This window comes from Pseudomonas sp. WS 5059 (assembly GCF_012985525.1).
Lineage (GTDB): Bacteria > Pseudomonadota > Gammaproteobacteria > Pseudomonadales > Pseudomonadaceae > Aquipseudomonas.
Genome location: NZ_JAAQWO010000002.1, coordinates 509,315 through 522,132 on the forward strand (window position 1 = coordinate 509,315; position 12,818 = coordinate 522,132).

Below are 12,818 nucleotides of genomic sequence, written 5' to 3' on the forward strand. Positions count from 1 at the left end.
AAGTGGCGGCCATTGTCACACATCCTGAGCCCAACCCGTTCAACTGTAGGAGCCGGCTTGCCGGCAATGCGGGTGACTCGGTGTATCGGGCAGACCGAGGTGATGCTATTGCCGGCAAGCCGGCTCCTACATTGATTGGGTTTGCAGTGCCAAAAAAAAGAGACCCGAAGGTCTCTTTTTTACGCAGGCCGGCCCTTACAGGCTGGAAATCCGCGCATGTTGCTCCGCCAGCTTGCCCAACGCCTGTTCGGCCTCGGCCAGCTTGGCGCGTTCCTTGTCGATGACTTCGGCCGGGGCCTTGTCCACGAACGCCGCATTGGACAGCTTGCCGCCGACGCGCTGCACTTCGCCCTGCAAACGCAGGATTTCCTTGTCCAGGCGTGCCAGTTCGGCGCCTTTGTCGATCAGGCCGGCCATCGGCACCAGCACTTCCATCTCGCCAACCAGTGCGGTGGCAGACAGCGGTGCTTCGGCGCCATCAGCCAATACGGTGATCGACTCCAGCTTCGCCAGCTTCTTGAGCAAGGCGTCGTTCTCGGTGAGACGGCGCAGGTCTTCGGCACTGGCGTTCTTCACGAACACCGCCAAAGGCTTGCCCGGGCCGATGTTCATCTCGGCGCGGATGTTGCGCGTGCCGAGCATCAGGGCCTTGAGCCATTCGATATCGCTTTCGGCGGCCTCGTCGATGCGGGCTTCATTGGCCACCGGCCAAGGTTGCAGCATGATGGTCTTGCCTTGGATACCGGCCAGCGGCGCCAGGCGCTGCCAGATTTCTTCGGTGATGAACGGCATGAACGGATGCGCCAGGCGCAACGCCACTTCCAGCACGCGCACCAGGGTGCGACGGGTGCCGCGCTGGCGCTCGATCGGTGCGTTCTCGTCCCACAGCACCGGCTTGGACAGTTCCAGGTACCAGTCGCAATACTGGTTCCAGATGAACTCGTACAGCGCTTGTGCGGCCAGGTCGAAACGGAACTGGTCGAGTTGGCGGGTCACTTCGGCTTCGGTGCGCTGCAACTGCGAGATGATCCAGCGATCAGCCAGGGACAGCTCAAAGGCTTCGCCGTTCTGGCCGCAGTCTTCGCCCTTGTCCAGCACGTAGCGCGCCGCGTTCCAGATCTTGTTGCAGAAGTTGCGATAGCCTTCGACGCGGCCCATGTCGAACTTGATGTCGCGACCGGTGGACGCCAGCGAGCAGAAGGTGAAGCGCAGGGCATCGGTGCCGTAGCTGGCGATGCCGTCGGCGAACTCGTCGCGGGTCTGCTTCTCGATCTTTTTCGCCAGTTTCGGCTGCATCAGGCCCGAGGTGCGTTTTTGCACCAGGGTTTCCAGGTCGATGCCGTCGATGATGTCCAGCGGGTCCAGCACGTTGCCCTTGGACTTGGACATCTTCTGGCCCTGGCCATCACGCACCAGGCCGTGTACGTACACGGTCTTGAACGGCACCTGCGGGGTGCCATCCTCGTTCTTCACCAAATGCATGGTGAGCATGATCATCCGGGCAACCCAGAAGAAAATGATGTCGAAACCGGTGACCAGCACGTCGGTGGAGTGGAATTTCTTCAGGAACTCGGTCTGCTGCGGCCAGCCCAGGGTCGAGAAGGTCCACAGGCCCGAACTGAACCAGGTGTCCAGTACGTCGTTGTCCTGTTGCAGCGCCACGTCCGCACCGAGGTTGTGCTTGGCGCGCACTTCGGCTTCATCGCGGCCGACGTAGACCTTGCCCGACTCGTCGTACCAGGCCGGAATGCGGTGGCCCCACCACAACTGACGGCTGATGCACCAATCCTGGATATCGCGCATCCACGAGAAGTACATGTTTTCGTACTGTTTGGGCACGAACTGGATACGGCCATCTTCCACGGCAGCAATCGCAGGTTCTGCCAACGGCTTGGTGGAGACGTACCACTGGTCGGTCAGCCACGGCTCGATCACCGTGCCGGAGCGGTCGCCTTTCGGTACTTTCAGGGCGTGGTCATCCACGCTGACCAACAGGCCGGCGGCATCGAACGCGGCAACGATCTGCTTGCGTGCTTCAAAGCGGTCGAGGCCGGCGTATTCGGCCGGGATCTTGCCGTCGATGCTGTCGTTCAGCGTACCGTCGAGGTTGAACACCTGGCAGGCCGGCAGAACGGCGGCGTTCTTGTCGAAGATGTTCAGCAGCGGCAGGTTATGGCGCTTGCCGACTTCGTAGTCGTTGAAATCGTGGGCCGGGGTGATTTTCACGCAGCCGGTGCCGAATTCAGGGTCGCAGTAATCATCGGCGATGATCGGGATGCGGCGGCCGACCAATGGCAGCTCGACGAATTTACCGATCAGGGCCTGGTAGCGTTCGTCTTGCGGGTTAACGGCCACGGCGGCGTCGCCGAGCATGGTTTCCGGACGGGTGGTGGCGACGATCAGGTAGTCGTTGCCTTCGGCGGTCTTGGCGCCATCGGCCAGCGGGTACTTGAGGTTCCACAGGAAACCTTTCTCGTCGTGGTTTTCCACTTCAAGGTCGGAAATCGCCGTGTGCAGCTTGGTATCCCAGTTCACCAGGCGCTTGCCGCGGTAGATCAGGCCATCTTCGTGCAGGCGCACGAAAGCTTCCTTGACCGCTTCCGACAGGCCGTCGTCCATGGTGAAACGCTCGCGGCTCCAGTCTACGGACGAGCCGAGGCGACGGATCTGACGGCTGATATTGCCGCCGGACTGGTCCTTCCATTCCCAGATCTTTTCCAGGAATTTCTCGCGGCCCAGGTCGTGACGGCTCTGGCCGGTGGCTTCCAGTTGGCGTTCCACCAGCATCTGGGTGGCGATGCCGGCATGGTCGGTGCCCGGCTGCCACAGGGTGTTGCGACCCTGCATGCGGCGGAAACGGATCAGGGCGTCCATGATCGCGTTGTTGAAACCGTGACCCATGTGCAGGCTACCGGTGACGTTCGGCGGCGGGATCATGATGGTGTAGGACTCGCCCGCACCTTGCGGAGCGAAATAGTTCTCGGACTCCCAGGTCTGGTACCAGGAAGTTTCAATAGCGTGCGGCTGGTAGGTCTTATCCATGCGCGGCGGGACCCTAGTTGGCATTTATTCAGGAAAGCCGACAAGTATAACGAGGGATAGGGGAGAGGGCGAGACGAAGAGAAGGGCTAAGACTGGCGCGGGTCAAATGTGGGAGCGGGCTTGCCCGCTCCTACAGGGGATCTCAGGACTGGTACTGGCTGAGCAACCGCTCCATGCGCGCATCCATCCGGCGCTTGATCTCGGTTTCGATGTGCGGGGCAAAGTCGTCGATCACGTCCTGCATGATCAATTGCGCAGCGGCGCGCAGTTCGTTGTCCAGGTGCAGCAGCAAGGCGTCGGGGGCTTTTTCGGCGGCAGGTTGCGCGGGCGCCGCTTGTACGACGGGCGGCTCGACAGGCTCGGCTACGCCAGGCTTGGCGCCGACCTGGTCGAACAGCAGGGGGATCTGTACCTCTTCTGCGACAGTATCGGTCAGCAGCGGTGGTTGCAGGTTGTCATCACCCAGCAACTGGCGGATCGACTCAAGGTCGTCCAGCAGGTGGTCAGACGGTTTTAGCGGGTTTGAAGTGTCCATCATGTGCTCAGAGTCGCTGTAATCGGTGATCTTGCAGAGAATAGCCCTGTTCGCGGTAGAAACGGAAACTCTCCCGCGCGGCCTGACGAATAGCCGGATCTTCCACCACCACTTCCGCCACGCGGGCGAAACCCTTGGCGAACGCCGGCACTTTCAGGTCCAGGTTGACCAACAGGTCATGGTGATCACCACAACTGTCGCCCACACCCAGTACCACCAGGCTCTCAGGCTCCGATTCTGCGGGGCCGTGGGGCACGAAGCTCTCGCCCTTGAAGCGCCACAGGCGGGCATCGAGGTCGTCACGCTGGGCGCTGTCGCTGCAATGCAGGTAGATGCGATGGCCCATGCGCCAGGCTTTTTCCGTGAGCTTGCAGGCAAAGTCCAGGCGCGCCGACGGATCGGCGCTGGGCAATATATAGAAGTCGACTTGGGTCATTACATGTCCTGCAGCGGCCTGCATGCTTTACCTGTAGGAGCGAGCTTGCTCGCGAAAATCGTTAACGATGACGCGTTCATTCTGAATGAACGCGTTGTCCTCAGGTTTTTCGCGAGTAAGCTCGCTCCTACAGGGTCAAGCAGGGGCCGTGATGTTTAGGCCTTGGCGCGATCCAGCAGGTACTGGGTCAGCAGCGGCACCGGACGACCGGTAGCGCCCTTGTCTTTGCCACCGCTGGTCCAGGCGGTGCCGGCGATGTCCAGGTGGGCCCAGTTGAAGTTCTTGGCAAAGCGCGACAGGAAGCAGGCGGCGGTGATGGTGCCGGCCTTTGGCCCGCCGATGTTGGCGATGTCGGCGAACGGGCTGTCCAGTTGCTCCTGGTACTCATCGAACAGCGGCAGTTGCCACGCACGGTCGTCGGCGGCCTTGCCGGCGCTGAGCAGTTGCTCGACCAGCTCGTCGCTGTTGCCCAAAAGGCCCGAGGTATGGGAACCGAGGGCGACGATGCAGGCACCGGTCAGGGTCGCGATATCGATCACCGCCTGTGGCTTGAAGCGCTCGGCGTAGGTCAGGGCATCGCACAGCACCAGGCGACCTTCGGCGTCGGTGTTGAGGATTTCCACGGTCTGGCCGCTCATAGTGGTGACGATGTCACCTGGGCGCGCAGCCCCGCCGCTCGGCATGTTCTCGGCACAGGCCAGGATGCACACCAGGTTGATCGGCAGCTTGAGTTCGAGCACGGCACGCAGGGTGCCGAAGACACTGGCGGCGCCGCCCATGTCGTACTTCATCTCGTCCATGCCGGCGCCCGGCTTGAGGCTGATGCCGCCAGTGTCGAAGGTGATGCCTTTACCGACCAGGGCGAACGGCTTGTCGGCCTTCTTGCCGCCGTTGTATTGCATGACGATCAGGCGGGGTGGCTGGTCGCTGCCCTGGCCTACGGCATAGAACGAGCCCATGCCCAGTTCCTTGATCTTCTTCTCGTCGAGCACTTCGACTTTCAGGCCCTTGAACTCTTTACCCAAGGCCTTGGCCTGTTCGCCGAGGTAGGTCGGGTGGCAGATGTTGGGTGGCATATTGCCCAGGTCGCGGGTGAACGCCATGCCGGCGGCGATGGCCTGGGCGTGGGTGGTGGCGCGCTGTACTTCAGCCTGGGCGGCCTTGATGGTCAGCAGGGTGATTTTCTTCAGGGCGCGGGGTTCGGCTTTCTGGCTCTTGAACTGGTCGAAGGTGTAGCCGCCATCCAGCAGGGTTTCGGCCAGCAGGCGGGTCTTGCCATAGCTGTCGCGGCCCTTGACCACGATTTCGTCCAGCGCCAGTGCCGCATCGCTGCCGCCCAGGCCCTTGAGGGTGTTGAGGATGGCGCTGATGATCTTGCGGAACGGGCGGTCGCCCAGTTCGGCGTCCTTGCCCACGCCCACCAGCAATACGCGGTCGGCCTTGAGGTTGGGCAGGCTTTGCAGCAGCAGGCTTTGGCCGACCTTGCCGGCCAGGTCGCCACGCTTGAGCACGGCGCTGATGGCGCCACCGCTCAGTTCATCGACTTGTTTGGCGGCCGCGCCGAGCTTGCGGCCTTCGCCGATGGCGACCACGAGGGTGGCGGTCTTCAACGTTTCGGGGCTAACGCTTTTTACAACCAATTCCATGTTCGGGTCCCTTATATAAGGTCAAAGAGCCTGGAGTCTGTACTCCGGCCTGTAGGCTGGGCCGCCTGTAGGCGAGCCCGACAAGGCCCGCAGTTTGTACCGCGCCGCCCGAGCCTGACAACCCTTGACGCCAGCTTTGTGCACGGCTGTGAGCAAGCTCCGTGACAGGCGCCGACAATCACAGGATAATGCGCCATCTTTTTCGCCGGCCCGTGTCAACGGGGCGACTTGATATGCTTGCTTGTTTGGCCGCCTTAGCCTGACAACCCTGGAGTGTCTGGTTTGATTGTCTTCCGTTATCTGTCCCGCGAAGTCCTGCTGACCCTGAGTGCCGTGAGTGCGGTGTTGCTGGTCATCATCATGAGTGGTCGTTTCGTCAAATACCTGGCCCAGGCTGCCTCGGGGGCCCTGGATCCGGGTTCGCTGTTCCTGATCATGGGCTTTCGCCTGCCGGGGTTCCTGCAACTGATCCTGCCCCTGGGCCTGTTTCTCGGGATCCTGCTGGCCTATGGCCGGCTCTACCTCGAAAGCGAGATGACCGTGCTCTCGGCCACTGGCATGAGCCAGCAGCGCCTGCTGGCCATGACCATGGTCCCGGCCACTGGCGTGGCGCTGGTGGTGGCCTGGTTGAGCCTGAGCCTGGCCCCCCAGGGCGCCATGCAGTTCCAACTGGTGCTCAACAAACAGGACGCGATGACCGAGTTCGACACCCTCGAACCGGGCCGTTTCCAGGCGCTCAACGACGGCACCCGCGTGACCTACACCGAGCGCATGACCGACGATCGGGCCAACCTCGGCGGCGTGTTCATCTCCGAGAAGCGCCTGGGCCAGGACAAGAAAGACCGTGGCATTTCCGTACTGGTGGCCGATAGCGGGCGCCAGGAAGTGCGTCCGGACGGCAGCCGCTACCTGATCCTGGAGAACGGCTATCGCTACGACGGCAGCCCCGGCCAGGCCGACTACCGCGCCATCAAATACGACACCTACGGGGTGATGCTGGCCCGGCCGGATGTGAGCAACGAGGTCACCGACCGCGACGCGATCCCGACCCCGGCCCTGATCGGCAGCAAGGAGTTGCGCTCGATTGCCGAACTGCAATGGCGTATTTCCCTGCCACTGCTGGTGTTTATCGTCACGCTGATGGCGGTGCCGCTGTCCCGGGTCAACCCGCGCCAGGGCCGCTTCCTCAAGCTGCTGCCGGCGATCCTGCTGTACATGGCCTACCTGACCATCCTGATTTCCGCCCGTGGCTCCCTGGAGAAGGGCAAGCTGTCGCCGACCCTGGGGCTGTGGTGGGTCCACGGCATCTTCCTGGTGATTGGCCTGGGCCTGCTGTATTGGGAACCGATTCGCTTGAAAATGCAGAGCCGTCGCGGCATGAAGGAGATGGCTCGTGGGTAAGTTGGATCGCTACATCGGTAGCAGCGTACTGGTCGCCATCCTGGCGGTATTGGGCATCATCCTCGGGTTGGCGTCGTTGTTTGCCTTCATTGATGAAGTGGGCAACGTCACCGATACCTACACGGTCACTGACGTACTGAGCTACGTGGCGCTGACCGCACCGCGCCGCCTCTACGACATGATGCCGATGGCCGCACTGATCGGCTGCCTGATCGGCCTGGGCAGCCTGGCCAGCAACAGCGAGCTGACCATCATGCGCGCGGCGGGGGTGTCCATCGCCCGTATCGTCTGGGCGGTGATGAAACCCATGCTGCTGCTGATGGCCGCCAGTGTGTTGATCGGCGAATACGTGGCGCCACCGGCGGAAACCACCGCCCAGGCCAACCGTGCGCTGGCCCAGGGCTCGGGCGACGCCCAGAGCTCCAAGCGAGGCCTGTGGCACCGCCAGGGTGATGAATTCATCCACATCAACGCGGTGCAACCCGGTGGCCTGTTGGTGGGTGTCACCCGCTATCGCTTTGATGAAGAGCGCCATATGCTGTCGTCGAGCTTTGCCAAACGGGCACAGTTCAATGACAACCAGTGGGTGTTGAGCGATGTCACCACCACTCATTTCCGCAACCCCGGCAAAGGCACCGAGGCCAGCACCGAGGTGATCAACGAGCCGACACAGGCCTGGGACATCGCGCTCAAGCCGGAACTGCTCAATACCGTGGTGATGATCCCGGAAAGCCTGCCGATCTCCGGTTTGTGGAGCTATATCCACTACCTCAAGGACCAGGGCCTGAACAACGGCCGCTACTGGCTGGCATTTTGGGTCAAGGTGTTGCAGCCGGTGGTGACCGCTGCGCTGGTGTTGATGGCGATTTCGTTTATTTTCGGCCCGTTGCGCTCGGTAACCCTGGGCCAGCGGGTATTTACCGGGGTCTTGGTAGGGTTCACCTTCCGCATTGCCCAGGACCTGCTGGGGCCGTCGAGCCTGGTATTCGGCTTCTCGCCGCTGTTTGCGGTGCTGGTGCCGACCGCCATCTGTGCCCTGGCCGGGTTCTGGCTGCTGCGCCGGGCCGGTTGATCCGCGCTTGTTGAACAAAAAATGCCCCATTCGCAAGAACGGGGCATTTTTGTTATTGGTCGCCAAAGATGACGTCTGGCCCGAGCATCAGGTACAATTCCCGGCTATTTTTCAGCGGGCAATCTGCCTGCAGCCTTTTTGAGTGTTGATCCGTGAGTGATTTGAGTCATATCCGCAATTTCTCCATCATCGCCCACATTGACCATGGTAAGTCGACGCTGGCCGATCGATTCATCCAGATGTGCGGCGGCCTTGCCGAGCGTGAAATGGAAGCCCAGGTCCTGGACTCCATGGACCTCGAACGCGAGCGCGGGATCACCATCAAGGCCCACAGCGTTACCCTGTACTACACCGCCAAAGACGGTATCAAGTACCAGCTGAACTTCATTGACACCCCGGGCCACGTCGACTTTACCTATGAAGTCAGCCGTTCCCTGGCGGCCTGTGAAGGCGCGTTGCTGGTAGTGGATGCGGGCCAGGGCGTAGAAGCCCAGTCCGTGGCCAACTGCTACACCGCCATCGAGCAGGGCCTGGAAGTCATGCCGGTGCTGAACAAGATCGACCTGCCACAGGCCGATCCGGACCGCGTGAAGGAAGAAATCGAAAAAATCATCGGCATTGACGCCACCGACGCCGTCGAGTGCAGCGCCAAGACTGGCCTGGGTGTCGACGAAGTGCTCGAGCGCCTGGTCAAGACCATTCCCGCGCCAACCGGCAACTACGAAGATCCGCTGCAAGCGTTGATCATCGACTCCTGGTTCGACAACTACCTGGGCGTTGTGTCCCTGGTACGCGTGCGCCATGGCCGGGTGAAGAAGGGCGACAAGATTCTGGTCAAGTCCACCGGCAAGATCCACCTGGTGGACAGCGTCGGTGTATTCAACCCCAAGCACACCGCTACCACTGATCTGAAAGCCGGTGAAGTAGGCTTCATCATTGCCGGTATCAAGGATATCCACGGTGCGCCGGTCGGTGACACCCTGACCTTGAGCTCGACGCCTGATGTCGACGTGCTGCCAGGTTTCAAGCGCATCCAGCCACAGGTTTATGCCGGTCTGTTCCCGGTCAGCTCCGACGACTTCGAGGATTTTCGCGAAGCCCTGCAAAAGCTGACCCTCAACGACTCGTCGTTGCAGTACACCCCGGAAAGCTCCGATGCCCTGGGCTTCGGCTTCCGCTGCGGGTTCCTGGGCATGCTGCACATGGAGATCATCCAGGAGCGCCTGGAGCGCGAGTACGACCTGGACCTGATCACCACCGCGCCAACCGTTATTTTTGAGCTGGCGCTGAAAACCGGTGAAACGATTTACGTCGACAACCCGTCCAAGTTGCCGGATCTGTCGTCCATCGAAGACATGCGCGAACCGATCGTGCGCGCCAATATTCTCGTGCCGCAGGAACACCTGGGCAACGTCATTACCCTGTGTATCGAAAAGCGTGGCGTGCAGCACGACATGCTGTTCCTCGGTACCCAGGTCCAAGTGACCTACGATTTGCCGATGAACGAAGTGGTCCTGGACTTCTTTGACCGTCTCAAATCCACCAGTCGCGGCTATGCTTCGCTGGATTACCATTTCGACCGTTATCAATCGGCCAATCTGGTGAAGCTCGATGTATTGATCAACGGTGACAAGGTTGATGCCCTGGCGCTCATCGTCCACAAGGACAATGCGCACTACAAAGGTCGCCAACTGACCGAGAAGATGAAAGAACTGATTCCGCGCCAGATGTTCGACGTCGCGATCCAGGCCGCCATTGGCGGGCAGATCATTGCGCGGACTTCCGTCAAGGCACTCAGAAAGAACGTACTGGCCAAATGCTATGGCGGCGACGTGAGCCGTAAGCGCAAGCTGCTCGAGAAGCAAAAGGCCGGTAAAAAACGCATGAAGCAAGTGGGCAACGTGGAAATTCCACAAGAAGCCTTCCTTGCGGTGCTCAGGTTGGATAGTTAGGTCCTATGTCACTAAATTTCCCGCTGTTGCTGGTCATCGCCGTTGCCGTCTGTGGTCTCCTGGCGCTGCTCGATCTGCTGTTCTTCGCCCCGCGTCGTCGGGCGGCCATCGCGTCCTATCAGGGCAGCGTCAGCCAGCCCGATGGCGTAGTGATCGAGAAGCTGAACAAAGAGCCTTTGCTGGTTGAATACGGCAAGTCGTTCTTCCCGGTGTTGTTCATCGTGCTGGTGCTGCGCTCGTTTCTGGTAGAGCCGTTCCAGATTCCTTCGGGCTCGATGAAACCAACCCTGGATGTGGGCGACTTCATCCTGGTGAACAAGTTTTCCTACGGGATCCGCTTGCCGGTGATCGACAAGAAAATCATCGAGGTGGGTGATCCGCAGCGCGGCGATGTGATGGTGTTCCGCTACCCAAGCGACCCGAACGTCAACTACATCAAGCGTGTAGTCGGCCTGCCGGGTGACGTGATCCGCTACACCAGCGACAAGCGCCTGTTCGTCAATGGCGAATCGGTGGCCGAGAAACTCATCGGTTCCGAGCCGAACACCCTGGGCAGCGCCGAGCTGTACGAGGAAAAACTCGGGGCGGTAGAGCACCAGATCCGCAAGGAAATGAGCCGCTACCGTTCGCCGCCCGACAACCAGTGGACCGTGCCTGCCGGGCACTACTTCATGATGGGCGACAACCGCGACAACTCCAATGACAGCCGCTACTGGGATGATCCAAGCATTCCCAAGGAGCTGCTGGGCATGGTTCCCGACCAGAATATCGTCGGCAAGGCCTTCGCGGTCTGGATGAGCTGGCCCGAACCCAAGCTCAGCCACCTGCCGAACTTCTCGCGGGTGGGGCTGATCAAGTAATCCATGCGGCGCTGTGAACACAGCGCCGAATGCTTTTCTGGGGCTTGGACATTGGTCCGGCCTCGAGCAACACACAGCATTGCCAGGATTTGAATTTGAACACAGCGTTAATCGTCGATGGCCTTTGCCGCCACGTACTGAAAGTAGGTAAACCGTGAGCGTTTCTTTGAGTCGTCTTGAGCGTCAGCTCGGCTACACCTTCAAGGACCAGGAATTGATGGTCCTTGCCCTCACACACCGCAGTTTTGCCGGGCGCAACAACGAACGCCTGGAATTCCTCGGTGATGCCATTCTCAACTTCGCCGCTGGCGAAGCCCTGTTCAACCGCTTCCCCCTGGCCCGTGAAGGCCAGTTGTCGCGCCTGCGCGCGCGCCTGGTGAAAGGCGAGACCCTGGCCGTCCTGGCCCGTGGTTTTGACTTGGGCGAATACCTGCGCCTGGGTTCCGGCGAGTTGAAAAGCGGCGGTTTCCGCCGTGAGTCGATCCTGGCCGATGCCCTGGAAGCCCTGATCGGCGCGATCTATCTCGATGCCGGGATGGAAGTGGCCAAGGAACGGGTCATGGCCTGGCTGGCGTCGGAAATCGACAGCCTGACCCTGGTGGATACCAACAAGGATCCCAAGACCCGCCTGCAGGAATTTTTGCAGTCGCGCGGCTGCGAACTGCCACGCTACGAAGTGGTGGATATCCAGGGTGAGCCGCATTGCCGTGTGTTCTTCGTCGAATGCGAAGTCACCTTATTGAACGAAAAAAGCCGAGGTCAGGGTGTGAGCCGTCGTATTGCCGAACAGGTAGCGGCCGCTGCAGCACTGATTGCCCTGGGCGTGGAGAATGGCCATGACTGATTCAACCGCAACACGCTGTGGCTATGTTGCCATCGTCGGCCGTCCCAACGTGGGCAAGTCCACGCTGCTCAACCATATCCTGGGGCAGAAGCTGGCGATCACCTCGCGCAAGCCGCAGACCACCCGCCACAACATGCTGGGCATCAAGACCGAAGGCAACGTGCAAGCGGTCTATGTCGACACCCCGGGCATGCACAAAGGCGGCGAGAAAGCCCTGAATCGCTACATGAACAAGACCGCTTCGGCGGCGTTGAAAGACGTCGACGTGGTGATTTTCGTGGTTGACCGCACCAAGTGGACCGATGAGGACCAGATGGTGCTGGAGCGTGTGCAGTACGTCACCGGCCCGTTGATCGTCGCGCTGAACAAGACCGACCGTATCGAAGACAAAGCCGAGTTGATGCCGCACCTGAGCTGGTTGCAGGAACAACTGCCGAACGCCCAGATCATGCCGATCTCGGCCCAGCACGGGCACAACCTCGAAGCCCTGGAGCGGGTGATCGCCGGCTACCTGCCGGAGAACGAGCACTTCTTCCCGGAAGACCAGATCACCGACCGCAGCAGCCGTTTCCTCGCCGCCGAACTGGTACGCGAGAAAATCATGCGCCAGATGGGTGCCGAGCTGCCGTACCAGATCACCGTGGAAATCGAAGAGTTCAAGCAGCAGGGCAAGACCCTGCATATCCACGCGCTGATCCTCGTCGAACGTGACGGCCAGAAAAAAATCATCATTGGCGACAAGGGCGAGCGCATCAAGCGCATCGGTACCGAAGCGCGCAAGGACATGGAATTGCTGTTCGATTCCAAGATCATGCTTAACCTGTGGGTGAAGGTTAAGGGCGGCTGGTCTGATGATGAGCGCGCACTGCGCTCCCTGGGCTACGGCGACCTGTAATCAGTCACCAGTAACACCGCAGGACAAAATGTGGGAGCGGGCTTGTGTGGGAGCTGGCTTGCCTGCGATAGCATCGCCTCGGTCTACGTGACACATCGAGGCGTCTGCATCGCAGGCAAGCCAGCTCCCACACAA

The 12,818-nt window shown here is 60.7% G+C and carries 10 protein-coding genes; 6 read left to right on the forward strand and 4 right to left on the reverse strand.

Going from position 1 to position 12,818, the window contains the following annotated elements:
- Window positions 1-195: 195 nt before the first annotated feature.
- From HBO12_RS07110 to HBO12_RS07125, 4 genes are all read right to left on the reverse strand, one after another.
- Complete coding sequence (locus tag HBO12_RS07110; protein WP_170041797.1) at window positions 196-3,042, reverse strand: valine--tRNA ligase; 2,847 nt, start codon at window positions 3,040-3,042, stop codon at window positions 196-198.
- A 142-nt stretch (window positions 3,043-3,184) separates the two neighbouring features.
- Entirely contained in the window at window positions 3,185-3,577 is a 393-nt protein-coding gene (locus tag HBO12_RS07115) for a DNA polymerase III subunit chi (protein ID WP_170041798.1), read from the reverse strand.
- Between the two features lie 7 nt (window positions 3,578-3,584).
- Window positions 3,585-4,013 carry a DNA polymerase III subunit chi gene (locus HBO12_RS07120; protein WP_169954506.1) on the reverse strand — a complete coding sequence of 143 codons (429 nt, stop codon included), beginning with the start codon at window positions 4,011-4,013 and terminating at the stop codon, window positions 3,585-3,587.
- A gap of 155 nt (window positions 4,014-4,168) precedes the next feature.
- Window positions 4,169-5,659, reverse strand: coding sequence for a leucyl aminopeptidase (locus HBO12_RS07125; protein WP_169954505.1), 1,491 nt, complete (start codon window positions 5,657-5,659; stop codon window positions 4,169-4,171).
- A gap of 282 nt (window positions 5,660-5,941) precedes the next feature.
- Here HBO12_RS07125 and lptF point away from each other — a divergent pair, with 282 nt between their 5' ends.
- The 6 genes from lptF (at window position 5,942) to era (ending at window position 12,683) form a co-directional block, all read left to right on the forward strand.
- A complete protein-coding gene (gene lptF / locus HBO12_RS07130) occupies window positions 5,942-7,060 on the forward strand; it encodes an LPS export ABC transporter permease LptF (protein WP_169954504.1) in 1,119 nt (372 codons plus the stop codon).
- Window positions 7,053-8,132, forward strand: coding sequence for an LPS export ABC transporter permease LptG (gene lptG / locus HBO12_RS07135; protein ID WP_169954503.1), 1,080 nt, complete (start codon window positions 7,053-7,055; stop codon window positions 8,130-8,132). The genes lptF and lptG overlap by 8 nt, the downstream gene beginning before the upstream one ends.
- Before the next feature lie 152 nt (window positions 8,133-8,284).
- Window positions 8,285-10,084, forward strand: coding sequence for a translation elongation factor 4 (gene lepA, locus HBO12_RS07140; RefSeq protein ID WP_003210439.1), 1,800 nt, complete (start codon window positions 8,285-8,287; stop codon window positions 10,082-10,084).
- A gap of 5 nt (window positions 10,085-10,089) precedes the next feature.
- Window positions 10,090-10,944, forward strand: coding sequence for a signal peptidase I (gene lepB / locus HBO12_RS07145; protein WP_032859965.1), 855 nt, complete (start codon window positions 10,090-10,092; stop codon window positions 10,942-10,944).
- A 154-nt stretch (window positions 10,945-11,098) separates the two neighbouring features.
- The gene (gene rnc / locus HBO12_RS07150) at window positions 11,099-11,788 is read left to right on the forward strand and encodes a ribonuclease III (RefSeq protein WP_029297476.1); all 690 of its coding nucleotides are present in this window, start codon (window positions 11,099-11,101) and stop codon (window positions 11,786-11,788) included.
- Window positions 11,781-12,683 (forward strand): GTPase Era, encoded by a 903-nt coding sequence (era, locus tag HBO12_RS07155; RefSeq protein WP_029297473.1) that lies wholly within the window; start codon window positions 11,781-11,783, stop codon window positions 12,681-12,683. The genes rnc and era overlap by 8 nt, the downstream gene beginning before the upstream one ends.
- Window positions 12,684-12,818: the final 135 nt, after the last annotated feature.

Coding starts and splice junctions, on each gene's coding strand:
- HBO12_RS07115 (WP_170041798.1), bottom strand. CDS start 3,577: ATGGACACTTCAAACCCGCTAAAACCGTCTGACCACCTGCTGGACGAC.
- HBO12_RS07120 (WP_169954506.1), bottom strand. CDS start 4,013: ATGACCCAAGTCGACTTCTATATATTGCCCAGCGCCGATCCGTCGGCG.
- era (WP_029297473.1), top strand. CDS start 11,781: ATGACTGATTCAACCGCAACACGCTGTGGCTATGTTGCCATCGTCGGC.
- lepB (WP_032859965.1), top strand. CDS start 10,090: ATGTCACTAAATTTCCCGCTGTTGCTGGTCATCGCCGTTGCCGTCTGT.
- HBO12_RS07110 (WP_170041797.1), bottom strand. CDS start 3,042: ATGGATAAGACCTACCAGCCGCACGCTATTGAAACTTCCTGGTACCAG.
- HBO12_RS07125 (WP_169954505.1), bottom strand. CDS start 5,659: ATGGAATTGGTTGTAAAAAGCGTTAGCCCCGAAACGTTGAAGACCGCC.